Annotated in this window: 26 protein-coding genes; 16 read left to right on the forward strand and 10 right to left on the reverse strand. The window is 71.2% G+C overall.

The genetic code is table 11. The features are described from left to right. Positions 1-89 precede the first annotated feature (89 nt). On the reverse strand, positions 90-2231 hold the full coding sequence (locus BLV01_RS18875) for a TonB-dependent siderophore receptor (RefSeq protein WP_091803470.1): 2142 nt from the start codon (positions 2229-2231) through the stop codon (positions 90-92). Between the two features lie 585 nt (positions 2232-2816). Here BLV01_RS18875 and BLV01_RS18880 point away from each other — a divergent pair. Then, positions 2817-4133, forward strand: a complete 1317-nt coding sequence (locus BLV01_RS18880; protein WP_091803473.1) for a hypothetical protein — start codon at positions 2817-2819, stop codon at positions 4131-4133. A 358-nt stretch (positions 4134-4491) separates the two neighbouring features. Here BLV01_RS18880 and BLV01_RS18885 read toward each other — a convergent pair whose 3' ends face one another. From BLV01_RS18885 to BLV01_RS18895, 3 genes are all read right to left on the reverse strand, one after another. Next, complete coding sequence (locus BLV01_RS18885) at positions 4492-4710, reverse strand: hypothetical protein (protein ID WP_091803478.1); 219 nt, start codon at positions 4708-4710, stop codon at positions 4492-4494. A 44-nt stretch (positions 4711-4754) separates the two neighbouring features. Further along, positions 4755-4967, reverse strand: coding sequence for a hypothetical protein (locus BLV01_RS18890; protein ID WP_091803482.1), 213 nt, complete (start codon positions 4965-4967; stop codon positions 4755-4757). Positions 4968-5089: 122 nt separating this feature from the next. Continuing rightward, positions 5090-5305, reverse strand: a complete 216-nt coding sequence (locus tag BLV01_RS18895) for a hypothetical protein (protein ID WP_091803486.1) — start codon at positions 5303-5305, stop codon at positions 5090-5092. A 319-nt stretch (positions 5306-5624) separates the two neighbouring features. On the opposite strand from BLV01_RS18895, the gene BLV01_RS18900 reads away from it, so the two are divergent. The 6 genes from BLV01_RS18900 to BLV01_RS18925 all read left to right on the forward strand — a co-directional run bounded on the left by BLV01_RS18900 (position 5625) and on the right by BLV01_RS18925 (position 11179). Further along, on the forward strand, positions 5625-6935 hold the full coding sequence (locus tag BLV01_RS18900; RefSeq protein ID WP_091803489.1) for an amidohydrolase: 1311 nt from the start codon (positions 5625-5627) through the stop codon (positions 6933-6935). 3 nt (positions 6936-6938) lie between these two features. Continuing rightward, positions 6939-7631 carry a hypothetical protein gene (locus tag BLV01_RS18905; RefSeq protein WP_091803492.1) on the forward strand — a complete coding sequence of 231 codons (693 nt, stop codon included), beginning with the start codon at positions 6939-6941 and terminating at the stop codon, positions 7629-7631. Between the two features lie 90 nt (positions 7632-7721). Continuing rightward, entirely contained in the window at positions 7722-9071 is a 1350-nt protein-coding gene (locus BLV01_RS18910) for a M20 family metallopeptidase (protein ID WP_091803494.1), read from the forward strand. Positions 9072-9239: 168 nt separating this feature from the next. Continuing rightward, positions 9240-10052: an NADPH-dependent 7-cyano-7-deazaguanine reductase QueF gene (gene queF, locus BLV01_RS18915; protein ID WP_091803497.1), complete on the forward strand. Its 813-nt coding sequence runs from the start codon at positions 9240-9242 to the stop codon at positions 10050-10052. Positions 10053-10281: 229 nt separating this feature from the next. After that, entirely contained in the window at positions 10282-10590 is a 309-nt protein-coding gene (locus tag BLV01_RS18920; protein ID WP_091803500.1) for a LysM peptidoglycan-binding domain-containing protein, read from the forward strand. Between the two features lie 76 nt (positions 10591-10666). After that, the gene (locus BLV01_RS18925; protein ID WP_091803503.1) at positions 10667-11179 is read left to right on the forward strand and encodes a hypothetical protein; all 513 of its coding nucleotides are present in this window, start codon (positions 10667-10669) and stop codon (positions 11177-11179) included. A 490-nt stretch (positions 11180-11669) separates the two neighbouring features. On the opposite strand, the gene BLV01_RS18930 is transcribed toward BLV01_RS18925, so the two are convergent. Beyond that, the gene (locus BLV01_RS18930) at positions 11670-12065 is read right to left on the reverse strand and encodes a YchJ family protein (RefSeq protein WP_091803506.1); all 396 of its coding nucleotides are present in this window, start codon (positions 12063-12065) and stop codon (positions 11670-11672) included. A 71-nt stretch (positions 12066-12136) separates the two neighbouring features. Between BLV01_RS18930 and BLV01_RS18935 the strand changes: the two genes are divergently transcribed. After that, entirely contained in the window at positions 12137-12844 is a 708-nt protein-coding gene (locus BLV01_RS18935; protein ID WP_091803509.1) for a UPF0149 family protein, read from the forward strand. Between the two features lie 353 nt (positions 12845-13197). Then, positions 13198-13560: a YkgJ family cysteine cluster protein gene (locus BLV01_RS18940; RefSeq protein ID WP_091803512.1), complete on the forward strand. Its 363-nt coding sequence runs from the start codon at positions 13198-13200 to the stop codon at positions 13558-13560. 26 nt (positions 13561-13586) lie between these two features. Here BLV01_RS18940 and BLV01_RS18945 read toward each other — a convergent pair whose 3' ends face one another. From BLV01_RS18945 to BLV01_RS18955, 3 genes are all read right to left on the reverse strand, one after another. Next, positions 13587-13793, reverse strand: a complete 207-nt coding sequence (locus tag BLV01_RS18945) for a hypothetical protein (RefSeq protein ID WP_091803515.1) — start codon at positions 13791-13793, stop codon at positions 13587-13589. 138 nt (positions 13794-13931) lie between these two features. Continuing rightward, positions 13932-14471, reverse strand: coding sequence for a hypothetical protein (locus BLV01_RS18950; RefSeq protein ID WP_091803518.1), 540 nt, complete (start codon positions 14469-14471; stop codon positions 13932-13934). Between the two features lie 28 nt (positions 14472-14499). Then, positions 14500-15093, reverse strand: coding sequence for a hypothetical protein (locus BLV01_RS18955; protein WP_091803521.1), 594 nt, complete (start codon positions 15091-15093; stop codon positions 14500-14502). A 240-nt stretch (positions 15094-15333) separates the two neighbouring features. Between BLV01_RS18955 and icd the strand changes: the two genes are divergently transcribed. The 4 genes from icd (at position 15334) to BLV01_RS18970 (ending at position 18757) form a co-directional block, all read left to right on the forward strand. Then, on the forward strand, positions 15334-16662 hold the full coding sequence (icd, locus tag BLV01_RS18960) for an isocitrate dehydrogenase (NADP(+)) (protein WP_091803524.1): 1329 nt from the start codon (positions 15334-15336) through the stop codon (positions 16660-16662). A 172-nt stretch (positions 16663-16834) separates the two neighbouring features. Beyond that, a complete protein-coding gene (locus BLV01_RS25675; protein ID WP_139178859.1) occupies positions 16835-17212 on the forward strand; it encodes a hypothetical protein in 378 nt (125 codons plus the stop codon). Between the two features lie 236 nt (positions 17213-17448). After that, positions 17449-18408, forward strand: coding sequence for a peptidoglycan recognition family protein (locus BLV01_RS18965; protein WP_175486112.1), 960 nt, complete (start codon positions 17449-17451; stop codon positions 18406-18408). A gap of 19 nt (positions 18409-18427) precedes the next feature. Beyond that, positions 18428-18757 carry a hypothetical protein gene (locus BLV01_RS18970; protein ID WP_139178863.1) on the forward strand — a complete coding sequence of 110 codons (330 nt, stop codon included), beginning with the start codon at positions 18428-18430 and terminating at the stop codon, positions 18755-18757. Between the two features lie 210 nt (positions 18758-18967). Here BLV01_RS18970 and BLV01_RS18975 read toward each other — a convergent pair whose 3' ends face one another. Continuing rightward, entirely contained in the window at positions 18968-20002 is a 1035-nt protein-coding gene (locus BLV01_RS18975) for a DUF4344 domain-containing metallopeptidase (protein WP_091803532.1), read from the reverse strand. A gap of 552 nt (positions 20003-20554) precedes the next feature. On the opposite strand from BLV01_RS18975, the gene aceK reads away from it, so the two are divergent. Next, positions 20555-22285: a bifunctional isocitrate dehydrogenase kinase/phosphatase gene (aceK, locus tag BLV01_RS18980; RefSeq protein WP_091803549.1), complete on the forward strand. Its 1731-nt coding sequence runs from the start codon at positions 20555-20557 to the stop codon at positions 22283-22285. A 34-nt stretch (positions 22286-22319) separates the two neighbouring features. Here the strand turns inward: aceK and BLV01_RS18985 are convergent, their stop codons facing one another. After that, complete coding sequence (locus tag BLV01_RS18985; RefSeq protein WP_091803535.1) at positions 22320-22562, reverse strand: hypothetical protein; 243 nt, start codon at positions 22560-22562, stop codon at positions 22320-22322. A gap of 161 nt (positions 22563-22723) precedes the next feature. Here BLV01_RS18985 and BLV01_RS18990 point away from each other — a divergent pair, with 161 nt between their 5' ends. Further along, the gene (locus BLV01_RS18990; protein WP_091803538.1) at positions 22724-23695 is read left to right on the forward strand and encodes a LysR substrate-binding domain-containing protein; all 972 of its coding nucleotides are present in this window, start codon (positions 22724-22726) and stop codon (positions 23693-23695) included. 473 nt (positions 23696-24168) lie between these two features. Then, complete coding sequence (locus BLV01_RS18995; protein ID WP_091803551.1) at positions 24169-24987, forward strand: class I SAM-dependent methyltransferase; 819 nt, start codon at positions 24169-24171, stop codon at positions 24985-24987. Positions 24988-25494 lie beyond the last annotated feature (507 nt).

Genomic DNA, 25494 nt, shown 5'->3' on the forward strand with positions numbered 1-25494 from the left:
TGTAGGAGCGACGCGAGTCGCGACCGCGACACTTCAATTACGACGAAACCGCCCGCCCCGAACCTCCGGGGCGACCGCGTCCGCAACCCTCACCAGCGATACCGCACCGACGCCGTCACCGTGCGCGGATAGCCGTAGTAGCACCACGTCGCGCTGTTGCACACCGCGACGTATTCCTTGTCGCTCAGGTTGCTGGCGTTGAGCTGGAACCGCCACGCGTCCAGGTCGTAGCGCACCGACGCATCGAACAGGGTGTACGACGGCGTCTTCCACTGGTTGTAGGTGTCGCCGTAGTGATCGCCGGTGTAGCGCACGCCCGCGCCGAAGCCCAGGCCCGACAGCGCGCCGTAGCCGATGCTGTAGTCCGCGCCGAGCGAGGCGACGTTGCGCGGCTGCAGCGCGATCTGCTTGCCCAGCGCGCCGGCGTCGTTGGTCTTGGTGACTTGCGAATCGGTGTAGGTGTAGGCGCCGTACACGCTCAGGCCGTTGGCGAAGTTCCAGCGCCCTTCCAGCTCGGCGCCGCGCACCCGGGTCTCGCCCTGCTGGATCGAGAACAAGGTGTGGGCGGGATCGACGGTGAGGGTGTTCTTCTGCTTGATCTCGTACGCGGCCAGGGTCAGCAGCGCGCGGCCGCTGGCGGGCTGGAACTTCAGCCCGGCTTCGATCTGCTCGCCGGTGGTCGGCCTGAACGAACGGCCGAAGAAGTCCACGCCCACGGTCGGCTCGAACGACTGCGACCACGCCAGGTACGGCGCCCAGCCCGAGTCGAACAGGTAGTTCACGCCCAGCCGCCCGGAGAACTTGCTGTCGCTCTGGCGCTCGCGCGTCGCCGGCGTGGCCAGCAGCTGGTCGGTGCGGGTGCGCACGCGGTCCTGGCGGCCGGCGGCGGTGATCACCCAGCGGTCGATGCGGATCTGGTCCTGCACGTACACGCCGAGCTGCTGCTGGACCTTGTCCTGGCGCGAGGTGTAGGCCGGCTTGACGATCGGCGCGCCGTACACCGGGTTGAAGATGTCCAGCGGCGGCGCGCCGAACGCGAACGCCGAGCGGTAGTCGCTTTCCAGCCGGCGGTAGTCGATGCCGGCGAGCAGGGTGTGGTCCCAGGCGCCGGTGCCGAACTTCCATTCGACGTTGTTGTCGACCGCGAACGACTTGGACTCTTCCTCCAGCGGGAAGTAGTAGCGCGTCAGCGTGCGCAGGTCGTCCTGCAGGCCGAACGCGCCGACGCCGGCGTCGTGATCGACATCGACCTTGCCGTAGCGCAGGTTCTGCCGGAACGTCACCGCGTCGCTGAAGCGATGGCGGAACTCGTAGCCCAGCGAGCGCATGGTCTTGACGTAGTCGTTCCAGCCCGGCTCGCCGGTGTAGCGCTCGCGCGGGATCTTGCCGTGCGGGTTCGGCAGCACGGTGCCGGCCGCGGGCAGGAAGCCGCCGCCCTGCGCGGTGTCGGCCTTCTGCCAGCGCGCGAGCACGGTCAGTTCGGTGTCCTCGCTCGGCTTCCAGCTCAGCGCCGGGGCGAAGAAATAGCGGTCGTCCTTGACGTAATCGACGATGTTGTCGCTGTTGCGGGCCAGGCCGGTGAGGCGGTACGACCACACGCCGTCGGCGCTGAGCGGGCCGCCGAAATCGAACGCGGCCTGGCGCAGGTCGTAATTGCCGAGGGTCACTTCGACTTCGCGCAACACCTCGTCGGTCGGCCGCTTGCTGACCATGTTGACCAGGCCGCCCGGCGGCATCGCGCCGTAGGCCACCGACGACGGCCCCTTGAGCACGTCCAGCCGCTCCAGGCCGTAGGGTTCGATGCGGGTGCCGCCGGTCCAGACGCCGTCGGTCAGGGTCAGCCCGTCCATGTAGCGCGCCGGGCTGAAGCCGCGCACCAGCAGCCAGTCGCTGCGGGTGTCCTGGCCGTAGCCGCCGCCCTGGGCGCCGGCGGTGTACCAGACCGCCTCTTCGATGCCCTGGATGCCGCGCTCGCGCATTTGCTGGGCGGTGATCACCGACACCGACTGCGGCACCTCGATCAGCGGGGTGTCGGTCTTGGTCACGGTCTGGCTGCGCTTGGCGATCGGCGCCTGGACCTGGACGTTGTCGAGGGTGGTGGGATCGGCGGGCGCCTGCTGCGCGGCCGCGGCGAAGGCGGCCAGGGCCAGCGGCAGGCCGGGCAGCGCCGCGCGGATCGCGCGCGGCAGGCGCGCGCGGCAGGAAGTGGGGACGGCACGGGAGAAAGGCATCGATAGCGGCCTGAGGACAGGGAAAGGAAGGAGTGCGCTCACCGTCCTTGGCGCGACAGCGCAAGCGGAGGCAACGCGCCGGGGCCGGCGCGGGCCCGCCCTAAACAATAATGATTCTCAATTGTAGGCGCGCGCGGGTCTGCCGGCAACGCCGTGGCCGGTGCGGCATGGCGGGCCGGATGGGGCTGACCCCGTCAGACGGGCCAGGCCCAGGCAGCGCCCGGCGCCGGCGCTTCCCAGTCCCCTGCCTCGGTCGCTTCCGCCGGCCGCCGTGCGCGATCCCTTCCGCCCACCACCCTACCCGCCGCCTTGCGCCTAGGGCCGCCGTCTGGGTCCAGGCGTCCTCGCCCGCGCGCCGCGAACCTTGCATCGAATCCGCGCCGGCCGCGCACCACAGCCGCGCACCGAATCGGCCCGCACCGGACCCGATTGACGCCCGCGCCGGCATTGATGACGATGCGCCCGGACGGCGCGGCCGCCGCAACCACGACCGCGGCCGACGGCGTTCGCCGCCGCGGCATGCGCCCGGCCTCTCCCCACCGCCGCCGGCCCGCGCCGCCGGCCGCCAGCGCAGGAAGCGCCCGCATGTTCCAGCCTCTGCCGGTGTCGATCGAACAGTTCGAAGGACCGATCGAACGACTGCGCCTGACCGCCGCGGCCGACGGCCGCTTCATCGCCTGGATCGCGGGCCGGCAAGTGCACGGCAGCACCCGCGACGCCTTCAACGCGCCTTTCGCCTGGCAGGCGCTGCAGCGCATGGCGCTGAACGCGCTGCCGGTGCGCATGGGCGTGCTGGTGCACGCCGACGGCCGCCGCGAGGCGCATTGGGCGGTGGCCGCCGGCAGCGCCGGCCTGGTTCCGGTGCCGGCCGCGCTTGAACGCAGGTTCGCGCGGGCCCAGGCGATGCCGTGGCTGCCGGTGCTGGCGCTGTGGTCGATCTGGAGCGCCGTGGCGATGCCGCAGGCGCATGCGGGGCTGGGCTGGATGTTGCTGCTGCTGATTGCGCTGGGCGGTACCGCCGGCATCGTCGCGATGCTCGCGCCCCTGGCCGCGACCTGGCTGCGCCATCGCAGGCGCCAGCCGCTGCGGGCGGCTTCCGAGCAGAACCTGGTCCACGCCATCGCCGCGATGCGCAAGCAGCACCGCGCGTGGTCGCGGCGGCTGCGCAGCGCGGCGCTGCGGCGAAGCGCACGCGACGCCGCGCGCGCGCTGCAAGACCGCGAATGGGCCCAAACGCTGGCCGACGCCGCCGCCGGGACCATCGCGCTGCAACGCCTGCACGGCCGCCTGCCGATGCCGTGGTCGAGCCAGGGCCTGCACGGCGAGGGCAGCGGCATGCTGCTGATGGACGACTACCGGTTCGCGCTGTGCGGGCGTTACCTCAGCCTGCGCGCGCTGCACGGCCCCGGCTATCCGACCCCGTTCCTGGCGATGGGCGACCGGGTCGAAGTGCTGGTGCCGGCGCAGGAACGGGCCGAGGCCGACTCGGTGTACGCGCTGCGCAATCTCGAAGACGGGCGGGTCTACATCGCTCACGGCGCGTTCCGCCTGCAGGCCGGCGGCGACCCCGCCGGCGAGCACGCGCTGACCGGCTTCACCGCGCGCAGCTATCGCCTGCGCGGCGCCAGCGGCGCGTCAGTCGCGCTGGTCGCAACGACGCTGTGCTACTTCGTGTTCGGCTTCGACCCGGACGAAGCCGGCCGTTCGCTCGAACGGGCCGGGTTCTTCGCAGCCGTGTTCCTCGCCATGATCGCGGCGATCGTGCTGCCGTACGCGTGGTCGCGCCGGCGCTGGCGCAGCGGCCGCGCCAACGCGCGCGAGCGGCTGACCGAACGGGTCTACGCCGCGCTCGGCCTGGGTTCGCCGCTGGCGCCGCTGCCCGCGTACGCGCACGACGTCTGAGCCGGCGCCGCCCGCGCGCATCCGGCGCAGCGGCCGCGGCCGCCTGCCGGACGGCGCGGGCGGATCACTCGGCCGGCATCATCGGCCAGCCCATCGAACCGGCGCAGGCGTTGTAGCGGCCGACGCACTCGCCGCGGTCGACGACCCGGCCGGCGAGGCAATCGTCGAAATTGTCCCTGCACATCGCGCAGGTCTTCTGCGCGAGCGCGCTGCCGGCGAAACCGGCGGCGAGCGCGAGCGCAGCGAGGAACCGGGTCCTGTGGCGGATACGACGCGTGCGGACCGTCTCCCCGGCCGTGGACACGCAGGCGTGCAAGGCGCGGCCGCCGGTCGGCGGCGCGCGCCGGCGCGCGATGCGCTACTCGGGCAGATACCGACACCCGAGCGGCCCGGCGCAGAGGTTGTGCTCGCGTGCGCAGATCTCCATGTTGCCGTCGGGCCGGGCCATGCAGTTGTCGTAGATCGCGATGCACGGGCTGCAATCGGGCTTGGCCGCCGCGACGCTGCCGGCGAAACCGGCGGCGAACGCGAACGCGACGAACGCGGCGTGCAGGGTATTGCGGTGGGTCGGAATCATGGGACCTTCTCCTTGGTCGTGGAACCAACGGCCGGCGGCGCGCGTCAGAACTCCGGCATCAGCGGGCAGTTCATCGGCTCGGCGCAGCGGTTGTGCTCGCGCGCGCACAGGCCCTGGTCGGCATCGGGCTGGACCATGCAGTTGTCGTAGATGGCGGTGCACCAGCTGCAATCGCGCTGCGCGAACGCGCTGCCGGCGAAGCCGGCGGCGAATACGGACAAGGCGAGGAACAACGTCTTGCGGCGAATGGAACCCATACGAACCTTCTCCTTGGTCGGGGCGGCCGCGCGCCGTGGCGACGGCGGCCGCGTGGACGCCGGCGGCGGATGCGCCCGCGGCCGGATGCGCCGGCAGCGGGACGCGCGCGCGCCGGCGGTGCTCAGGTCTGCGGCTTGAACGGACAGCCCAGCGACTTTGCGCAGCGGTTGTGTTCGAGCACGCACTCGAACTCGCTGGCGTCGGGCTTGGCCATGCAGTTGTCGTAGATGCCGGTGCAGATGCTGCAATTGCGCTGGGCCGTGGCGCTGCCGGCGAAACCGGCGGCGAGCGCGAACGCGGCGGCGAAGATCAGGGTGGGGCGGCGGATCGAAGGCATGCGAACCTGCTCCTTGGTCGGCGGGCCGGAACGGCCAGCGACAGCATGCGCGCGGGGGTCGCCGCCGCCCGTGACTGCGATCACGGGGCCACGGACCGGCCTCCCGCGGCGCGGCGCCGCGCCGCCGCGGGTATCGCCGGCCACGGCTTCGGCCTTAGCATCGGTCGCTGCGACGGCGGAGATGGCTCTTGTGGGAGGGCCTTCAGGCCCGACGCTTTTCGCTCCGATCGCCGCGATCGGACACCAGAGCATCGGCCCTGAAGCCCCTCCCACAACAGCGATCCCACCCTTCCCTTTCGCTTCGCGCCGGAGTCCTGCGATGTCCCGTTCCTTCCCCACCCCGGCGCTCGCCGCGCTGGCGCTCGCCTTCGTCGCACCCGCCTTCGCCCAGGACGCCGCGCCCGCCGCGGTCGCGCAGGCCGCGCAATCGGTGCAGACCCAGGTCGTGGCCTGGCGCCGCGACATCCACCAGCATCCCGAGCTGGGCCAGCACGAAGTGCGCACCGCCAAGCTCGTCGCCGACCAGTTGCGCAAGCTCGGCCTGCAGCCGCGCACCGGCATCGCCCACACCGGCGTGGCGGCGGTGCTCAAGGGCGGCAAGCCGGGCCCGCGCATCGCCATCCGCGCCGACATGGACGCGCTGCCGGTGACCGAACCGGCCGGCCTGCCGTTCGCGTCCAAAGTCACCGCCGATTACCGCGGCCAGCCGGTCGGGGTCATGCACGCCTGCGGCCACGATGCGCACGTGGCGATCCTGCTCGGCGTCGCCACCGCGCTGGCGGCGCAGAAGCAACGGCTGCCGGGCGAGGTGATGTTCGTGTTCCAGCCGGCCGAGGAAGGCCCGCCGACCGCGGGCCAGCCGTTCGGCGCCAGGCTCATGCTCGATGAAGGCGTGTTCAAGGACTTCAAGCCCGATGCGGTGTTCGGCCTGCACGTGTGGGCCGGGCTCAACGTCGGCCAGGTCGGCTACCGCAGCGGCCCGATGCTGGCCAGCGCCGACGAATGGAGCCTGACCGTGCGCGGCAAGCAGACCCACGGCTCGCGGCCGTGGGACGGGGTCGACCCGATCACCGTCGGCGCGCAGATCCTGCTCGCCAGCCAGAGCATGATCGCGCGCCAGGTCAACATCGCCGCGACCCCGGTGGTGCTGACCGCCGGCCAGTTCAACAGCGGCGTGCGCTTCAACATCATTCCCGACGAAGCCCGGCTGGTCGGCACCCTGCGCACCTTCGACCCGGCCGTGCGCGAGGACGTGATCGCGCGCCTGCGCCGCACCGCCGACGATTACGCGCACGCCGCCGGCGCCAGCGCCGAACTGGCGGTGGTCAACAACGCCCCGGCCACGATCAACGACGCCGCGCTGACCCGCCGCGCGCTGCCGTCGCTGCGGCGCGCGGCCGGCGAGGCCAACGTGGTCGAGTCCGGGCTGGTGACCGTGGCCGAGGATTTCTCCCAGTTCGCCAACACCGTGCCGGGCTTCTATTTCTTCGTCGGCTCGACCGCGAAGGGCAGCGACGCGGCCAAGGCGCCGATCAACCACTCGCCGAACTTCATGCTCGACGAGGGCGCGCTGGAGGTCGGCACGCAGGCGATGCTGCAGGTGGCGCTGGATTACCTGTACGGACCCTGAGGCGTGGACGAACCCGCGATCGGCACGCGCGGCGACGCCGCCGCGCCGCTGCGCCTCAGCGGCACGGTGCAGCGGTTGCAGCGCACGGTGGAACTGCTCAATCCCGGCGGCCGCCACGGCGGGCGGGTCGAATTCGCGGTCTATCGCTTCGACCTCGACCGCCGGCGCCTGGCGCTGTACGTGCCGCTGGCGCCGGCCGGCCCGGCGACGCCGCCGCTGGCCGAAGGCGACCGGGTCGAGCTGCTCGCCCAGCGCTACCGCGACAACGCGCGCGGCGACGCGCAGCGGGCCGAGGGCGGCGCGGTGGTGGCGCTGCGCAACCTCGAGGACGGCGCCGCGTATGCCTGCCACAGCGCGTTCCGCTGGCTCGCGATGGACATCGCCCCGGTCGGCTACACCCCGCGCATGCTGCGCGCGTCGCTGTGGTGGACGCTGGCCCTGTCGTTGCTGGCGTGCGCGGCGATACCGGGTTTCGGCTTCGCCATCGGCGCTTCGACGCCGTGGCAGCGCACGCTCGCCGACGTCGCGGCGCTGGTGGGGCTGATCGACGCGGCGATCTGGCTGCCGGTGGCGGTGCTGCAGCTGCGCTGGCGCCTGGGCCGGCCGACGCGGCGCCAGCGCTACACCGAACAGGCGTATGTCGCGCTCGGATTCGGCTCGCCGCTGGATCCCGCGCCGGGCCTGATCGAATTGTGAGGACGGCGCTGTAAGTTCTCGCGACCAACGTCGCGCAGCCCGGACCCGCCGCATCGGCTAGCATCGGGACTTTCCCGCCGGAGTCCGTCGATGAAGCGTCCGCTGTCCGTCGCGCTGAGCTGCGCCCTGACCTGTTCCGCGCTGGCCGCGCTGCCGCTGGCCGCCTCGGCGCAATCGGCCTCCTCGCAAGCGGCGCAACGCCCCGAGGTCGCCGCCGCCGCGGCCAAGGTCAAGGCCGACGTGATCGCCTGGCGCCGCGACTTCCACCAGAACCCGGAGCTGTCCAACCGCGAGGAACGCACCGCGGCCAAGGTCGCCGAGCACCTGCGCAAGCTCGGGCTCAAGCCGCGCACCGGCATCGCCCGGCACGGCGTGGTGGCGATCGTCGAAGGCGGCAAGCCCGGCCCGAAGATCGCGCTGCGCGCGGACATGGACGCGCTGCCGGTGACCGAACAGGTCGACCTGCCGTTCGCGTCCAAGGCCACCGCGAGCTTCCGCGGCGAGACCGTCGGGGTCATGCACGCCTGCGGCCACGACGCCCACACCGGCATCCTGCTCGGCATCGCCGATGCGCTGGTGGCGATGAAGAAGGACCTGCCCGGCCAGGTGATGCTGGTGTTCCAGCCGGCCGAGGAGGGCGCGCCGGCGAACGAGGAAGGCGGCGCCTCGCTGATGCTCAAGGACGGCCTGTTCAAGGACTTCAAGCCCGAGGCCGTGTTCGGCCTGCACGTGTTCTCGACCTTGAACGCCGGCCAGCTCGGCGTGCGCGGCGGCCCGCTGATGGCGGCGTCGGACCGCTTCACCATCAAGATCAAGGGCCGCCAGAGCCACGGCTCGACGCCGTGGATGGGCGTCGACCCGATCGTCGCCGCCGCCGAGGTGATCGGCAGCGCCCAGACCATCGTCAGCCGCCGCACCAACATCGCCAAGCTGCCGGCGGTGGTGACCTTCGGCGCGATCAAGGGCGGCATCCGCTACAACATCATTCCCGACGACGTGGAGATGATCGGCACCATCCGCACCTTCGACGACGGCATGCGCCAGGCGATCTTCGCCGACCTCAAGAACGTCGCCGAACACGTCAGCGCCGCGCACGGCGCCAGCGCCGAAGCGCAGGTGCCCGACCAGGACGGCAACCCGGTCACCTACAACGACCCGGCGCTGACCGCGCGCATGCTGCCGAGCCTGAAGGCGGCGGCCGGCGCGGCCAACGTGATCGAGATGCCGCTGGTGATGGGCGCGGAGGATTTCTCCTACTACGCCAAGGAAGTGCCGGCGATGTTCTTCTTCGTCGGCGCGACCGAGCCGGGCGTGGACCCGGCGACCGCGCCGAGCAACCACTCGCCGAAGTTCAAGCTCGACGAGAGCTCGCTGGACCTGGGGCTGCGGGCGATGCTGCAGGTGACGCTGGATTATCTGAACGCGCCGAAGGCGGGGTGAGGGCGCGGACGGCCGGAGTTTCGGCGTAGTTGAGTTGTCGCGGTCGCGGCTCGCGCCGCTCCTGCATGGGCTCCCTGTAGGAGCGGCGCGAGCCGCGACCGCGCCAATCGGCGTCCGGCGCAAGCCCGAACCCGGGGCGAACCCCGCCCCAGCGGCTAAAATACCGCCATGACCGCCCACGAACTCCCCCTCGGCCGCCACGTCGACTATCCGCGCGAGTACGACGCCTCGCTGCTGTTCCCCATCGCCCGCGCGCTCGGCCGCGAGCACATCGGCGTCGACGACGCCGCTCCGCCGTTCGTCGGCCACGACCGCTGGCACGCCTACGAACTGAGCTGGCTGGACCCGCGCGGCAAGCCGCAGGTCGCCACCGCGACCCTGTCGGTGCCGGCGACCTCGCCGCACCTGATCGAGTCCAAGTCGCTCAAGCTGTACCTGAACTCCTTCAATTCCAGCCGCTTCGACAGCGCGCAGGCGGTGCGCGAGACCCTCGCCGGCGACCTTGGCGCGGCCGCCGGCGCGCCGGTCGCCGTGGTCTTCGGCCTGCCGCCCATCGACGGCGACGGCGCGGCTGAGTCGATCGACGGTCTCGACGTGGCCATCGACGACTACGGCCCGCCCAACGCCGGACACCTGTCCGCCGACGCCGGCGAGATCGCCGAGGAAACCCTGAGCTCGGCCCTGCTCAAGTCCAACTGCCCGGTCACCGGCCAGCCGGACTGGGCGCGGGTGGTCGTGGCCTACCGCGGGCCGCGCCTGGACCGCGCCGGCCTGCTGCGCTACCTGGTCTCGTTCCGCGACCACGCCGAGTTCCACGAGCAATGCGTCGAGCGCATCCACGCCGACCTGACCCGCATCGCCCGCCCGCAGTGGCTGTCGGTGGAGGCGCGCTACACCCGCCGCGGCGGCCTGGACATCAACCCCTGGCGCGGCAGCCCGGGCCTGGCGGCGCCGGCCGCGGGGCGCGACGAGCGGCAGTGATCGGCACGCCGGCAGCGCCGGCGGCCGCGCGGCGGTAACCACGCTGCCGCCTCGGTCCGGCACACGGCCGGTGCCCGCGAGCGATGCGGCCGCGCAACGCCACGCGCGACGGGCTTCGGCCCGTCATATCCCCATTCAGTTTCATCATCAAAGTTCACGCGGGCGCTATGTCTTTTTAACAAGCCCCATGTCATGGTGCCCCCGCCAACACGGCAGGAGCCCTCTACCCATGACTACCCCGGATAAGAAAGCCGATTTTTCCGATGTGCAAAGCGGTGTGTCGAGCACCGACGAAATCAAAGAGAAAGCCGATTTCAGCGACGTCCAGAGCGGCGTGAGCTCGACCGACGAGATCACCGGCGGTGGCCAGCAGACCTACACGGTCCAGAAGGGCGACACGCTGTCGCACATCGCCAAAGAGGTTTACGGCAAGGCGAGCAAGTGGAACGCGATCTTCGAGGCCAATCGCGATCAGCTCGACGATCCCGACAAGATCCAGCCCGGCCAGGTCCTGAAGATCCCGACCGTCAACGACTGACGCACAACGTCCGCGACGAGGCGCGAATGCGCGCCGCAACGCCTTCCACTTCAACGTCTTTCCAAGGAGATCCACCATGCTGATCCGCAATCGCACCACGTACGCCGTCGCCGCCGCCCTGGTCGCCTCGCTGGCGCTGGCGGGCTGCAAGAAGAAGGAAGAGCCGGCGCCGACCCCGCCGCCGGCCGCCGAGACCCCGGCTCCGGCGCCCGCTCCGGAACCCGCCCCGGCGCCGGTCGCCGCGACCGCCACCGTCGCCAGCGTCGACCTGGGCAGCGCCGTCGGCGCCGACAAGAAGGTCACCGCCGCGGCGACCACGTTCAAGCCGAAGGACACCGTCCACGCCTCGGTCACCACCAACACCTCCGATCCGGCCGCCACCGTGGCGACCAAGATCGGCGCCAAGTGGACCTTCCAGGACGGCCAGACCGTCAAGGAAGACCCGGCCGTCGACGTCAACGCCACCAACGGCGGCGTGACCGAGTTCAGCATCAACAGCCCGAAGGGTTTCCCGGAAGGCAAGTACAAGGTCGAGATCACTCAGGACGGCAACGTCGTCCAGAGCAAGGAATTCGAGGTCAAGAAGTAAGCCTCTCCGCCTGAAGGGCGGGCAAGCCCGGGCGCGGCCGCATGGCCGCGCCCTTTTTTTCGCCCGGATCCGGCGCTGTCCCTGTAGGAGCGGCGCAAGCCGCGACCGCGCCTCCACAACCGCGACGCAAGCGGCCATCGCGCGCAAGCAAACGCGCGGATACGAAGAATCCGCATGTTTCGCCGCACTGACGATGCCGCGGCCGCTTCCTGTAGGAGCGGCGCAAGCCACGACCGCGCCTCCACAACCACGACGCAAGCGGCCATCGCGCGCAAGCACACGCGCGGATACGAAGAATCCGCATGTTTCGCTGCACTGGCGATGCCGCGGCCGCTTCCTGTAGGAGCGGCGCAAGCCGCGACCGCGCCCCTGCAACCACGACGCAAACCACCGTCGCGCGTAGGCGCACATGCGGATACGAAGGCATCGGAAGTTCGCCGCAATAACGATGCCGCGGCGTGGGCCGCGCCTGCAGCCAGCACTCGCCGCCTCAGCCGCGCGGGAATTCGCCGTCCACGTACACCCAGCGACCGTCGGCCCGTTCGAACCGGCTCACTTCGTGCAGCCGCACCGCGCTGCCGCCGCCGACGCGGTAGCGCGCCACGAACTCCACCACCGCCGCGTCGCCGTCCTCGCGCTGGCGCTTCACCTCCAGCCCGAGCCAGCGCACCGCCGGGTCGAATTCGAGCGCGTCCGGGCAGGTCCGCGTCGCCCAGCTCGCGCGCAGGTACTCCAGGTCGCCCAGGACATAGGCGCTGTAGCGCGAGCGCATCAGCGCCGCGGCGGTGGCCGCGGCCTGGCCGGCGTGCAGCGGCCCGCAGCAGGCGGCATAGCGGCGCGAAGGGTCGCAGGGACAGGCGGCGGGCGGGGCGAGGCGGGCGGTCATGCCGGTATTTTCGCCGCGGCCACGCGCTTGCGACTACCATGCACGCCCCGTATGCCCCACGAGCGCCGCCCATGAAAGCCCCCGCCTACCTCGACGACGACCAGATCGAACGCCTGGCCGAACTGCTCGACCAGCGCGCCGTGCCGTACAAGGGTTTCAACCTCGAAGCGCTGGACGGCTACCTCTCGGCCCTGGTGGTCGGCCCCGGGCAACCGACCCCGGCCGACTGGCAGCCGGCGGTCTGGGGCGGCAAGGAGCCGCGCTGGAACGACCAGGCCGAGGCCGACGAGGTCCAGGCGCTGCTGATCGGCCACTGGAACATGGTGTCCGCGCGCGTGCGCCACGGCGACGACGACCTGCCCGACCACCTCGCCCCGCTGCTGTGGCTGCCGGAGGAACCCGACACCGAGCAGCCCGACGAGCTCGATGTCGGCCGCGACTGGGCGCTGGGCTTCTTCCGCGGGGTCGAGCTGCACGAGGCCACCTGGGAGACCTGGCTGGACGAGAACGACTGGATCGACGAGATCTTCGTCCTGTTCGACCGCCTGGCCAGCGGCGAGGTGCTCGGCGAGGACCCGGCCGCGCCGCCGGCGCAGCTGGGCTACCGCGAGCGCCTGGAGATCGTCGCCGGCCTGCCCGGCATGCTCGCCGACCTGCAGCACCACCGGGTCGAGGCGCTGACCTCGCGCGAACCGCTGCGCCGCGCCGACACCCCGGACCGCAACGCCCCCTGCCCCTGCGGCAGCGGCAAGAAGTACAAGAAGTGCTGCGGGATGTGAACGCCGCCGGGCCGCGCCGGCGCTGAGCCGGCGCGGGCGTGGCGCGCGCGGCCGACGCAGGCTGCGCGCGGCCGACCGCAGGCGCGCGCGCGGGACCGCTTTCGGGGACGAGCGTCGTGCGCGAGCCGCCGTTCAGTTTCAGCTGTTCGTTTTCCGACCTGTGACTGGCGCCGATCCTGACCGGCGGGGCGATCGGCGCCGAACGGACCGGCGCGGCGATGCTGACCGGCTTGCGTTTCCCACTGCGAACGCGCCGCCGTTCGCGCCGCCTCTGCGTCGGCGCGTGGCGGATGCGACAATCGCCGGCCTTCGGCGCATCCGGCGCCGTTCCCACCCAGCCTCCGCCGGCCGCCATGTCCGACGCCACCCACCCCTGCCTGCGCTGCGGCGCCTGCTGCGCCAGCTTCCGCGTCGCCTTCCACTGGAGCGAGACCGACGCGCACCCCGACGGCCTGACCCCGGCGGCATCGACCGAACCCCTCGACCCGCACCGCGTGGCCATGCGCGGCACCTACGGCGGCGCACCGCTGCGCTGCGGACAACTGCGCGGCCAGGTCGCCCACGACGCGCACTGCGGCATCTATCCGTTGCGGCCCTCGCCCTGCCGCGAACTCAAGGCGGCGTGGGCGGACGCGGCGCCGAGCGCGCAGTGCGACAGGGCGCGGGCGCTGCATGGCATGGCGCCGTTGACGCCGGCGGATTGGCGCAGCGCCTGAGTTTCGCTACCGCACCGCGATAAGGCTCAGAGCACGAACTTGGCGATGATGCCGAGCCCCGCGACGATGCCCAGCACGCCGAGGACGATCGCCGCCCATCCGCGCACCGTGACGCTGTCGGGGTCGCTGGAGTCGCTGTCGCCGATTTCGATCTCCGCTTGGCGCCTGACGATCGCGCGCGTACTCAGGCCGATCAACAGCAGACCGATCAGGCCGAACAGAATCTTTTCCATGACGACGCTCCGATACGCCCGACAGGCGCAGCATGCCCGATCTGCGGGCAGCGGCGCGCAAACCGGCGCTGTCGCCACGCCGTTGGCCTGCGCGGCGGCCGCCACGATCGTGGCGATGCCTCGTGTCGAATCCTGCGGTCAGCTCGCAGCCGATCCTTCCGACTCCCCCATGCGTGCCGCTGCCGCAGGCGCCGCGGGCCCGCGCACGAAATACGTTTGCCTGTGCCCGTTCGCCTGGTACTGCCGGCCGACCCATTCGGCATGGCCCTGAGTCTGAAACCGGGCCATTTCGAATTCATTGCCGTTGTCGTCCAGGCGCCACAGTTGCCAGGACGCCGGTCCCAGGCCGGGACGTACCGCGGCCAGTTCGCTTTCGCTCAGGCCCAGGTGGCGCAGGACATCGTCGAGATCGCGGCGCGTGTCCGCCGAGTCCGCGGCGACCGACAGCACCACCCGCTCGCAGCCCGGCGGCCCTTGCGGATGGGCCTGGGCCAGGCAGGCGGTTGCGCCGATGCGCAGTACCGCGGCGCGGCACACGCCCAGGCCGTCGTCGGGATATTCGGCGAACGCCCCCACCGCCCACCGCCGTTCGAACGCCTGGCTCGTCCATGGCAGCACGCACAACCAGAACGGTTCGGCCCCGCTCCAGCGGTCTTCGGCGATGCGTTGCACGCTCATGCGCAGCCTCCCGCAGGCGCCGCCGCTACTACGCCGGTTCGGCCGCGCGCGGCGGCTTTTGCCGGGCGCCCGCCACCGCCACGCCGAAGCGTTTCAGCGTAAGCGCCATCCGCTCGGACGACGCTTCGCCGCGCAACGAGCGGGCCAGCGCCGCGCGCGCTTCGCCGTCCAACGGCGAGCGCTCCCCATCGAGCAGGGCGGACGGCTCGCGCCATGCCGAGAACCAGGGCTCGCCGCGAGTCGTGGCGAAGCGCAACACGTCCTCCAGGCAGCGTTCGTAAGTGCTGCCGGTGGCGGCATTGAAACGCAAATGGAAGCGGTCGGCGTGGAACAGCGCCATGTCGCTGCTGTCCGGGCCGTTGAGCCAGGTCGGCTCGCGCTCGTCGTCGAGCACCGCGATGCCCAGGTGCACGCGCACGCTCACCGATGCGTTGTACGGCGCGCCGTAGCTGCTGCCCGAGCGGAACAGATGGATGAAATCGAGGTGGTGCGGGTGGCGTCGGGTCCAGAACTTGCTGCGGCTGCGGGCGAAACCGAGCCCGGCCAAGCCTTCGCCGACATCGCGCGAGAGCCGTTCCATGCCGGCGCGCACGATCTGGGTCTTGTTGGGCGCATCGTTCATCGTGCTGTCTTGCCTGCCTTGGCGCGCTGCGGACCGCCGGCGGCGCCGATCCGGACGCGGCACCATAGCAAGTCCCGGTCGCCGCCGTCGCCGTCCGCAACACAGCGACCCACCCCGCACTTTGCCTCCCCTCCCGCGAACCGCGACAATGGCCGGCCGGCCCGCAGCGCCACCCCGCAGGCCGCAGGAACCCTGCTCCGTCCATGCGCCCGCGCACGGGCGGCCCCACTGGAGATCGTAATGACTGAGTTCGTAGCGACGCCGCCCTCCGGCGGCGCCAAGATCACCAAGACCCCGACCGGCCTGAACGTGCCGGACCGCCCGATCATCCCGTTCATCGAAGGCGACGGCACCGGCCCCGACATCTGGCGCGCCTCGGTGCGCGTGCTCGATGCCGCGGTCGCCAAGGCTTACGGCGGCCAGAAGAAGATCGAGTGGCTGGAGGTTTACGCCGGCGAGAAGGCCAACAACACCTACGGCACCTGGCTGCCCGACGGCACCGTGCAGGCCTGCCGCGATTACCTGGTGAGCATCAAGGGCCCGCTGACCACGCCGGTCGGCGGCGGCATCCGTTCGCTCAACGTGGCCCTGCGCCAGATGCTCGACCTGTACGTCTGCCTGCGCCCGGTGCGCTGGTTCGAGGGCGTGCCCTCGCCGGTCAAGAAGCCCGGCGACGTCGACATGGTGATCTTCCGCGAGAACACCGAGGACATCTATGCCGGCATCGAATGGGCCGGCGGCAGCGCCGACTCGAAGAAGGTGCTGGACTTCCTGCAGACCGAGTTCCCGCAGGCGTTCGACAAGATCCGCTTCGGCACCCAGGCCAAGATCGACGCCTGGCAGGACGCGCTGGTCGAAGTCGGCGCGCCGCGCCGCGAACTGGGCGTCGAGGTCGGCATCGGCATCAAGCCGGTGTCGTTCCTGGGCACCACCCGCCTGGTCCACGCGGCCATCGAATATGCGATCGAGAACAATCGCAAGTCGGTGACCCTGGTCCACAAGGGCAACATCATGAAGTACACCGAAGGCGGCTTCCGCGACTGGGGTTACCAGATCGCGCGCGAAGCCTTCGGCGCGGTCGAACTCGACGGCGGCCCCTGGCACGTGATTCCGGAAGGCAAGCCGGGCGCGGGCCTGGTCATCAAGGACGCGATCGCCGATGCCTTCCTGCAGCAGATCCTGCTGCGTCCGAAGGAATACGACGTGTCGGCGACGCTGAACCTCAACGGCGACTACCTCTCCGACGCGCTCGCCGCGCAGGTCGGCGGCATCGGCATCGCGCCGGGCGCCAACATCAACTACGTGACCGGCCACGCCGTGTTCGAGGCGACCCACGGCACCGCGCCGAAGTACGCCGACCTCGACAAGGTCAACCCGGGCTCGGTGATCCTGTCGGGCGAGATGATGCTGCGCTACCTGGGCTGGACCGAAGCCGCCGACGCGATCATCGCGGCGATGGACAAGGCCATCGCGTCCAAGCGCGTGACCTACGATTTCGCCCGCCTGATGGACGGCGCGACCGAGGTCAAGTGCTCGGAGTTCGCCGACGAGATCATCAAGCATCTCTGAGGCGGCGCGGTTTCGGGTCGCGAAAAACGGGGCGCTTCGGCGCCCCGTTTTTTTGCCCGCGGCGAATCCCGCCACGGCGCCGCGCGACGGCGGACGACGGCCGGCATGGCGGCGCCGGCGGTGCGCGCTAGGATCGCCGCAGGCTCATGCGGGCGCCCGGCGGGCGACGAACATGACGATCGACCTGCACGGTTACCGCTTCTACGACGACGGCGCCAGCGAGCCGCTCGGCCGGGTGCCGACGGCGCGCCTGGGCGAACTGCTGACGCAGGCGCAAACCGCGCTGCGCGGCCGCGCCCATGGCATCGCCCTGTACCGCGACGCACGCGACTTCCTCGAAGCCCGCCCGCTCGGCGAGGACCGGTTCGCATTCCACAGCCAGCGCCTGACCCGCCGATCGTTGCTCGCGCGCCTGCTGCGCCGCGGCGGCGGCCTCGACTTCAGCGTCGCCAGCCGCGCACAGGCGGTGGCCGTGTTCGTCGCCTACGTCGGCCTGCCGCGCGCGGCGTTCGAGCGCAAGGCCGCGGACCTTGCCGCGCCGCCGCACTGAGCGCGGCGCATCGCCGACGAACGGCGATGCGCACGGCGGGCCGGCGGCGAACGGGCGCGGTTGTGACCGGGTCGACACCTGCTGCGGCGAAATCGCCAATGCGCGCGCCTCGCCGCGGCGCGCGGGCGCAGGGGCCGGCGCGCAGGCGCAGGCGCGCGGCTTGCCCGCCGCCGGCGCGCGTGGCAGCGTGGGCGCGCAACGATCCTCGCGATCGGCCGACCACAGGACGGATCCCCATGGGCACGCCACGGTTTCCCTACGACGCCGCGCATCCGGACCATGCGCAGTTCCAGAAGACCTACGACGCGGTCAAGGCCGCCGGTCCATGGAGCGACGCGCAGGCGCGCAACCTCGCCGCCGGCCTGTACGCCGAGCTCAAGCAGCACCCGCAGATGGGCGGCTTCGACCGGGTGGTCGCCGGCAGCGCCGATGCGCCGGTGCCGTCGCTGTTCGCGGTGCGCGGCGATCCGTCCTCGCCGGCGGCGCAGCGCGTCGGCGTGCCGCTGTCGCTGCGCGAGGTCGACGCGGCCCAGACCCTGGCCGGCTACGCCCACGCCAGCCAGGTCGACAAGGACGGCTATCTCGAAGACCCGGCGATCAAGCGCCAGCCGATCGCGGCGCTGGAGAAGGGCCCGATCGACGCGCACCACGGCATCGTCATGCACCGCACCGAATCGGCCACCGCCAAGAGCGCGCTGGACGCGTTCAAGAGCGGCACCGGCACGCATTTCCTGATCGACAAGGACGGCACGATCCACCAGACCGCCAGCCTCGACCAGAAGACCTATCATGTCGGCAAGGTCAAGGGGCGCTGCGTCGAGGAAGGCACGTGCTCGGCGCAGGAGCAGGCCTGGTTCGACAAGACCGGCTGGAACCCGAAGGCGATCCACGACCACGAAAAGGCCAAGGCCTATCCCGACCGCTTCCCGACCAACGACGACAGCGTCGGCATCGAGGTGGTCGGCAGCTACAACGCCAAGACCAAGACCTGGGACGCGCCCACGGCCGAGCAGACCGCCTCGATCAACAAGCTCGTCGGCGCGCTGCAGAAGGAGTACGGACTCAATGACAAAGACGTCTACAAGCACGATGCGATCTCGTACAAGACCCAGGGCGAAGGCGCGGACCTGTACGTTCCTGCTGCTGGCAACCCTGCTGTCGACGGCGGCGTGCAGTCCGCCGCACCGCGCCGCTGAGCCCGCCGACGCGGTGGTGGTGACCCGCATCGACCCGGCCGCGTTCGACCCGGCCAGCAAGGACGAAGCCGTGCGCGCGGCCTGCGCGAAGTGGACGCTGGATGCGAAGCAGGCGGCGAAATTCTTCCGCGCCAGCCGCGAGTACCCCGACGGCACCCACGACGCGTTCTACTGGCTGCCGTGCTCGATCAAGGGCCGCCTGCGCGCGCAGGGCCGCGAGTGGGACTTCGAGATCAACGCCGCGGCGACCGCGACCTGGATCGACGGCGACACGGTGCGGCGCTGGGGCTGCACCGACAAGGCCTGCGAACCGCTGGTGCTGCTGATGCCGGACGGCAACGAAGGCTGATAGCGCCGACCACCGCGTGCAGGAGCGGCGCAAGCCGCGACCGCGCATCCGCACCTACGAAGAAAACCGCCCCCGAGCGAAACAACGGCCGGCGGGAAGGCCGCGCCGTCGCCGCGGATTCGCGGTCGCGGCTTGCGCCGCTCCTACAGCGGCTTCGGCCGCATACGAAAAGGGCGCCCGGGGGCGCCCTTTTTGCCGTCGCAGCGGCGATCAGCGCACGTACGGCGCCGGCGCGTTCTCGACCTGCTTTTGCTTGATCTGGTCGATCTTGGCCTGCTCTTCCTCGCGGGTCATGCGGTGCTTGGGCGCGATGTTCGGCTCGATCAGGCGCATCCAGTTGCGGGTGATCTGCTTGCTCTCGTCCTCGCAGCGCAGCGCGCGCGCTTCGGGCAGGCGGCCGCTGGTGACGATGCGCAGGTACTTGCCCGGATCGTGGCCGTAGATCATGCACTGCAGGTTGAAGAAGCGCTGCGCGCCGACCGAGTGCTCGTCGGCGTAGGTCGCCATGTCGTGGTTGCCGCTGTCGGTCAGCAGGAAGAAGTTCGAGGCCAGCTGCAGGTTCTGGGCGATGTCGCCCTCGGACTCGTCGGCGCTGACGAAGGACAGCATCAAGGTGGTGGCGAGTTGGTCGACCGCGTCTTCCTCGCGGCCGGTCTGCGGCAGGTCGAGCATGTCGACCAGGGCGTGGCCGGTCTCGTGCAGCATCAGGAAGCGCAGGTTCGCCATCAGGTACTTGAGCTGGTCGCGGGTGCTGCCGCCGTTGGCCTGGGCGATCGCCGCGCCCTGCTTCACCAGCATGTCCAGCATCTCGTAGCACAGCACTACGTCGCCCTTGTCGCGGGCGTAGAAGGCGTTGATGGTGCCGCACTCGGCGGTGATGAAGTTGATCGGCCGCGGCAGGGTCAGCCAGCCGTCGAGCTGGTTGACCTCGGGCAGGTTGCGCAGCACGTCGATCTCGCTGGCCATGTTGTAGATCGACAGCAGCTGCGGGCTGCGCGGGGAGACGTACTTGTAGGTGAAGTGGGTGCCGTCGGCCTTCTCCGCCACCGCCGCCTCGGCGGCGACCGGCACGGTCTCGGCCGGCAGCGCGGCGTCGACGGGCTTGGCCGGCTCGACCACGGCGGCCGGCGCCGCGGCCGGCACGGGCGCGGCGGCCTGTTGCTTTTGCCAGGTGCTGTAGCCCCAGATCGAACAGACCGCGATCAAGGCCGCGGCCAGCACGCCGATGATGATCTTTTGAACCATGGATGTGTCGCTCTCGTCAGGAAAGGCACGGGGCCCCAGGCCCCGGTTCGAGCGCACAGACGCGGGCGGCGAGCGGTTCCGGCGCGATGCGGTCCAGCGGCGGCGCCGCCTGGACAGCCCCCTCAGCGGGCCGGTCCGATCGGCGCGTAGAGGCATCCCTGCACCGTCGCGCCGGATGGTACTCCGATGTTTTCGAGAAGTGCATCGGATTTTGCCGGTTATGACAGTAGGAAATTCGGGTGGGGTGTGAGCGGGAGCGGCGACGCGGACGGCTCGGCCGTCGTCGTTCTCGTAGTGGGCCTCCTCCAGCGTCCGCATCCTCTCGCGCCGCTTGCGGGCCGGCGCCGGCGCCGGCGCGAACCGCACCGGCAGCACCCGCTCGCCGTCGGGGCCGATCCGCTTGCCCTTGAGGCCGGCGCCGTCGCGAACCAGCGGCAGCGCGGCGGCGGCGAGCGCGGGCGTCCGTGTCCGGGCCGCCATGACGGTTTCGCCGGAAAGGAAATCGGCCGCGCGCATGCCACGGCGGTGCGCGCGCCGCCGTACACTGCGGCCATGTCCGCCGCCCCCGACGCTCTCGCCGAAGCGGTCGCCGTCGCCAGCCAGATCCGCGACGCGTTCGCCGACTACCACGCGCGCTTCGCCGCGATCACCCGGCGCGCGCAAGGCCGCTTCGAGCATTGCGACTGGAACGGCGCGCGCGAGGACGCGGTCGAGCGCATCGCCCTGTACGACCTGTGCGTGGGCGAGGCCGGACGCGCGCTGCAGGCGCGGCTGGGGCAGCGCGCGCACGAACGCGCGTTGTGGGCGCAGGTGCGCGAGGCCTATGCCGGCATCGTCGCGCCGCTGCTCGACGGCGAGCTGTACAAGACCTTCTTCAACACCCTGACGCGGCGCTTCTTCAAGACCCGCGGCGTCGACCCGGCGCTGGAATTCGTCGCCCTCGACATCGAGCCGACCGACGCGATCACCCATCCGGTGGCGCGGCACAGCTATGCGGTGTCGGGCGAGCGGCTGGTCGAGACCTTCATGCGCGTGCTCGACGACTACCCCTTCGCCGTGCCCTACGCCCATCGCACCCGCTGCGCGGCCGGCATCGCGGTGCGGCTGCAGGAGGACCTGCAGCATTGGGGCCCGCAGCCGGTGCGCGCGGTCGAACTGCTGGACACGGTGTTCTACCGCGAGCGCCGCGCCTATCTGGTCGGGCGGGTGTTCGGCGAACGCAGCTTCTCGCCGTGCGTGATCGCCCTGGTCAACGACGGCGGCGCGCTGCGGGTCGATGCGGTGCTGACCTTGCGCGCCGAGGTGGTGCAGCTGTTCAGCTATTCGCGCAGCTACTTCCACGCCGACCTGCCGACCGTCGGCGACGCGGTGGTGTTCCTGCGCACGCTGCTGCCGGGCAAGCCGATCGACGAGCTCTACACCGTGCTCGGCCGCGCCAAGCAGGGCAAGACCGAGCGCTACCGCACCTTCTTCCGCCAGTTCGCGGCGCAGCCGGGCGAGCGCCTGATCCGCGCCGAGGGCGAGCGCGGCATGGTCATGGCGGTGTTCACCCTGCCCAGCTATCCGCTGGTGTTCAAACTGATCCGCGACCGCTTCGCCTATCCGAAGGAAGTCGCGCGCGAGGACGTGGAAGCCAAGTATTCGCTGGTGTTCCACCACGACCGCGTCGGCCGCCTGGTCGATGCGCAGCCGTTCCGGTTCCTGCGGTTCCCGCGCGCGCGCTTCGCCCCGGACCTGCTCGACGAGCTGATGACGACCTGCGCCGGCAGCATCACCGAAGACGGCGACGACCTGGTCGTGCACCTGTGCTATGTCGAGCGGCGCCTGCGCCCGCTCAACCTGTACCTGCGCGAGCAGCCGCCGGAGGCCGCGCGCGCGGCGGCGATCGACTACGGCCAGGCGATCCGCGACCTGGCCCTGAGCAACATCTTCCCCGGCGACCTGTTGCTGAAGAACTTCGGCGTCTCGCGCCACGGCCGGGCGATCTTCTACGACTACGACGAGCTGTGCCTGGTCAGCGACTGCCGCTTCCGCGAGGTGCCGGCGCCGCGCAACCACGAGGAAGAGATGGAGTCGGGCGCGTGGTTCTACGCCCACGGCAACGACGTCTTCCCCGAGCAGTTCCCGCGCTTCCTCGGCCTGTCGCCGCCGCTGCTGGGGGCGCTCATGCACGCCCACGGCGAGATCTTCCAGGTGCAGTGGTGGCGGCAGGTGCAGGCCGGGCTCGCGGCCGGGCGGATCAACGACGTGGCGCCGTATCCGTCGGCGCGGCGGCTGCCGTGAACCGGCGGCGGGCGCCGCCGGCTCACGGCCGGATTCAGGCGCAGTGCGCGCCGTCGCAACCCGGCTCGACCCGCGCGCTCTGCGCCGGCCACAGCCGCAGCCATCCGCGGCGCCCGTCGGCGCGCGGCGCGGCTTGAGCCGGTCGCGAGGCGGGAACGTAAGTCGCCGGCCGCTGCGCCGGCGCCGGCGCCGGCGCGGCCGGACGCTCGTCGTCGTCGGCATCGCGCGGATCGACGAAATGGCCGTGCAGGAACATCAGGTTCTTGTAGATATTCATGGCCGGGTCTCCTGTGGGGCAGCGCGGCCGAGGCGGGGAAGCCGCCGGGGCGCTGCGGGCGAGGTTCAAACTACGCTCGCCACGGACGCCCAAAAAGCGATACGTTTGCAAGCCAGACTTGAGCTGGATCGAACGCTGAGCCGCCTTCCGGGACCGCCGCGATGAACCGTCCGCCGTTGCACGCCCTGCTGGGTTTCGCCACCGCCGCGCGCTTGAGCAACCTCACCCGCGCCGCCGAGCAGATGCACCTCACCGTCAGCGCGTTGAGCCACCAGATCCGCACCCTGGAAGAGCGCCTGGGCCGGCGCCTGTTCGAGCGCGGCCCGCGCGGGGTGCGCCTGACCGCCGACGGCGAGCGCCTGCTGTCGGTGGTGGCGCCGCACCTGGACGCGCTCGACCACGCCCTGCGCCCGTACAGCCCGCGCCGCGACGAGGTGCTGACCCTGAGCCTGATGGCGTCGATGGCCTCGTCCTGGCTGGTGCCGCGGCTGGGCGGCTTCGTCGCCCGCTATCCCCAGCTCGAACTCAACCTGTTCTCGTCCTCGGCGCTGGTCGATTTCGACCGCGAACCGGGCATCGACGCGGCCATGCGCGGCGGCTACGGCCGCTGGCCGGGGCTGGTGATCGAACACCTGTTCGACGAGACCCTGGTGCCGGTGGCCAGCCCGGAGTTGGTCGCGCGCATGGGCGGCCTGCCGGCGCAGGAAGACCTGCACCGCTGGCCGCTGCTCGGCGACCTGTCCACGTATTGGCAGGACTGGTTCGACCGCTACGGCGGCCAGCCGCCGGCGCGCTTCGTCGCCCACTTCGACGACTCCGAGACCATGCACCGCGCCGCCGTCGAGGGCCTGGGCGTGGCGCTGGGGCGGTTGGCGCGCACCCGGCTGCTGATCCGCAACGGCCAGCTGGTGCCGCTGAGCCAGGGCCGGTTGAAGATCGACTGGGGCCATTATCTGGTGTATCCGCAGCGCTCGATCGATCACGCCGGGCTCGAATCCTTCCGCACCTGGCTGCATGAACAGGCGCGCCAGTACGTCGAGCAGATGGATGCGGACCTGGCCGCGCGCGATCCCTCGGCGGCCGCGGCGGCGCCCGCGCCGAAGCCGCGAAAACCGCGCGCGAAACCGCGCTGAGCGGCCGCGCGATGTGGCGCGCGGCCGCAACTGCGGACGCGCCGGCAGGCAGCGCGCGCATGCCGCGGCACAGATGCGCTACAGCGGCCGCCGAACGCTTTGCGGTAGGCTGCGGTTTTCTGAACGCCACTGGAGTCCGTTGCATGGAACGTCAACGCCTTGCCCGCCTGCTGCTCGCCGCGCTGTTGCCCGCCGGCGCCTGCGCAGCGGCGCATGCCCAGGAAACCCAGGCCGCCACCGACGCGGCGGCCGCGAAAACCGTGGAACAGGTCGCCCAGCCGCAGGCCGAACCGGCCGCGCAGAATCCGGCGCCCGCGCCGGTCGCGGCGATGCCTGCCGCGCCGGCGACGGCCGCGCAACCCCCTGCCGCGGCGACGCCGGCAGCCGAAGCGCCGGCCGCGGCCAAGCAGACGCTGGAGCGGACCAACGAGAAGACTGCGCAGCCGCCGGCCGAGCGGGCCGCCGCCGAGCGCGTGGAGCCCGCCGAAGCGGCGAAGGACACGGCCAAGCCGGCCGCGCGCAAGGCCGCAGCGGCCGCCGTTGCCGGCGGCTCGCTCAAGAGCGTCGTCGCCGGCAGCTGGCGCGATCCGGCGAACGTCGCCCGCGACGGCTACCGCCATCCGCTGGAGACCCTGCAGTTCTTCGGCGTGCGCCCCGACCAGACCGTAGTCGAGATCACCCCCGGCAGCGGCTGGTACTCGGAGATCCTCGCCCCGTACCTGCGCGAGAAGGGCCGCTACGTGGCCGCCGTGGTCGATCCCGACAGCCAGACCAAGGACAGCTCGCGCGCCTACTTCGCCAAGGCCAAGAGCGGCCTGGAGAAGAAGTTCGCCGACGCCCCGGCGCAGTACGGCGGCGCCGTCATCGCCGCCTACGATCCGTTCAAGCCGGCGTTCGGCGCGCCGGCGTCGGCCGACGTGGTGCTGACCTTCCGCAACGTCCACAACTGGCGCTCGGCCGGCCAGGCCGAAGTGATGTTCAAGGGCTTCTACGACGTGCTCAAGCCCGGCGGCACCCTGGGCGTGGTCGAGCACCGCGCCAAGGGCGACGTGCCGGCCGACGACAAGTCCGGCTATGTCGGCCAGGCCCAGGTGATCGCGCTGGCCGAAGCGGCCGGGTTCCGGCTCGAGGGCAAGAGCGAGGTCAACGCCAACCCGCGCGACACCAAGGACTACGCCAAGGGCGTGTGGACCCTGCCGCCGAGCAACCAGCACGAGGCCGCGGACGCCGCCAAGTACAAGGCGATCGGCGAGAGCGACCGGATGACGCTGCGTTTCCGCAAGCCGCGCTGAGCCGCGCGCAGCCGCGGCGGCCCGACGGCCGCCGCGGATTTTTCGGATGCGACCGGCGGGCGGTCGTGCGCGCGCGCGATGTCGCGCTGATGATCAGATGATCGGGGATTCGTCGTGGCTGCGAGCGCGCGGTCGCGACTCGCGTCGCTCCTACAGGGGCTTTGGCCGGTTTCGTAGCCCGCTGCAGGCGCTGCGCAAGTTGTCATCGCAGCACCCAACTATGGCGATGCCACCTAGCGTCATTCCGGCGAAAGCCGGAATCCATTTGCCGTTGCCGTTCGCTCGGACGCAACCCCACGCGAATCCCACGTGCCGCAGCCCCGGAGGGCGCGCGCATGGATGCGCGCGCGCGCCATGGGGCAGGAGGCCCCTTATGGCGCGGCCCCGCGCCCGGTGCTGGACCTAGTGGCTTTTGATCCGAAAAAAGAATGCACTTTCTTTGGTTACTTTCTTTGTTGCTTTGGACAAAGAAAGTGACCCGGCCGCTTGCGGACGGAAGCTTTGGAT

The organism is Lysobacter sp. yr284 (genome assembly GCF_900107375.1).
GTDB lineage: Bacteria > Pseudomonadota > Gammaproteobacteria > Xanthomonadales > Xanthomonadaceae > Lysobacter.

What these genes read in the sequence shown, in the direction of transcription:
- BLV01_RS18875 (WP_091803470.1), bottom strand. Translation starts at nt 2,231, where the DNA reads ATGCCTTTCTCCCGTGCCGTCCCCACTTCCTGCCGCGCGCGCCTGCCG.
- BLV01_RS18880 (WP_091803473.1), top strand. Translation starts at nt 2,817, where the DNA reads ATGTTCCAGCCTCTGCCGGTGTCGATCGAACAGTTCGAAGGACCGATC.
- BLV01_RS18885 (WP_091803478.1), bottom strand. Translation starts at nt 4,710, where the DNA reads ATGATTCCGACCCACCGCAATACCCTGCACGCCGCGTTCGTCGCGTTC.
- BLV01_RS18890 (WP_091803482.1), bottom strand. Translation starts at nt 4,967, where the DNA reads ATGGGTTCCATTCGCCGCAAGACGTTGTTCCTCGCCTTGTCCGTATTC.
- BLV01_RS18895 (WP_091803486.1), bottom strand. Translation starts at nt 5,305, where the DNA reads ATGCCTTCGATCCGCCGCCCCACCCTGATCTTCGCCGCCGCGTTCGCG.
- BLV01_RS18900 (WP_091803489.1), top strand. Translation starts at nt 5,625, where the DNA reads ATGTCCCGTTCCTTCCCCACCCCGGCGCTCGCCGCGCTGGCGCTCGCC.
- BLV01_RS18910 (WP_091803494.1), top strand. Translation starts at nt 7,722, where the DNA reads ATGAAGCGTCCGCTGTCCGTCGCGCTGAGCTGCGCCCTGACCTGTTCC.
- queF (WP_091803497.1), top strand. Translation starts at nt 9,240, where the DNA reads ATGACCGCCCACGAACTCCCCCTCGGCCGCCACGTCGACTATCCGCGC.
- BLV01_RS18920 (WP_091803500.1), top strand. Translation starts at nt 10,282, where the DNA reads ATGACTACCCCGGATAAGAAAGCCGATTTTTCCGATGTGCAAAGCGGT.
- BLV01_RS18925 (WP_091803503.1), top strand. Translation starts at nt 10,667, where the DNA reads ATGCTGATCCGCAATCGCACCACGTACGCCGTCGCCGCCGCCCTGGTC.
- BLV01_RS18930 (WP_091803506.1), bottom strand. Translation starts at nt 12,065, where the DNA reads ATGACCGCCCGCCTCGCCCCGCCCGCCGCCTGTCCCTGCGACCCTTCG.
- BLV01_RS18935 (WP_091803509.1), top strand. Translation starts at nt 12,137, where the DNA reads ATGAAAGCCCCCGCCTACCTCGACGACGACCAGATCGAACGCCTGGCC.
- BLV01_RS18940 (WP_091803512.1), top strand. Translation starts at nt 13,198, where the DNA reads ATGTCCGACGCCACCCACCCCTGCCTGCGCTGCGGCGCCTGCTGCGCC.
- BLV01_RS18945 (WP_091803515.1), bottom strand. Translation starts at nt 13,793, where the DNA reads ATGGAAAAGATTCTGTTCGGCCTGATCGGTCTGCTGTTGATCGGCCTG.
- BLV01_RS18950 (WP_091803518.1), bottom strand. Translation starts at nt 14,471, where the DNA reads ATGAGCGTGCAACGCATCGCCGAAGACCGCTGGAGCGGGGCCGAACCG.
- BLV01_RS18955 (WP_091803521.1), bottom strand. Translation starts at nt 15,093, where the DNA reads ATGAACGATGCGCCCAACAAGACCCAGATCGTGCGCGCCGGCATGGAA.
- icd (WP_091803524.1), top strand. Translation starts at nt 15,334, where the DNA reads ATGACTGAGTTCGTAGCGACGCCGCCCTCCGGCGGCGCCAAGATCACC.
- BLV01_RS25675 (WP_139178859.1), top strand. Translation starts at nt 16,835, where the DNA reads ATGACGATCGACCTGCACGGTTACCGCTTCTACGACGACGGCGCCAGC.
- BLV01_RS18965 (WP_175486112.1), top strand. Translation starts at nt 17,449, where the DNA reads ATGGGCACGCCACGGTTTCCCTACGACGCCGCGCATCCGGACCATGCG.
- BLV01_RS18975 (WP_091803532.1), bottom strand. Translation starts at nt 20,002, where the DNA reads ATGGTTCAAAAGATCATCATCGGCGTGCTGGCCGCGGCCTTGATCGCG.
- aceK (WP_091803549.1), top strand. Translation starts at nt 20,555, where the DNA reads ATGTCCGCCGCCCCCGACGCTCTCGCCGAAGCGGTCGCCGTCGCCAGC.
- BLV01_RS18985 (WP_091803535.1), bottom strand. Translation starts at nt 22,562, where the DNA reads ATGAATATCTACAAGAACCTGATGTTCCTGCACGGCCATTTCGTCGAT.
- BLV01_RS18990 (WP_091803538.1), top strand. Translation starts at nt 22,724, where the DNA reads ATGAACCGTCCGCCGTTGCACGCCCTGCTGGGTTTCGCCACCGCCGCG.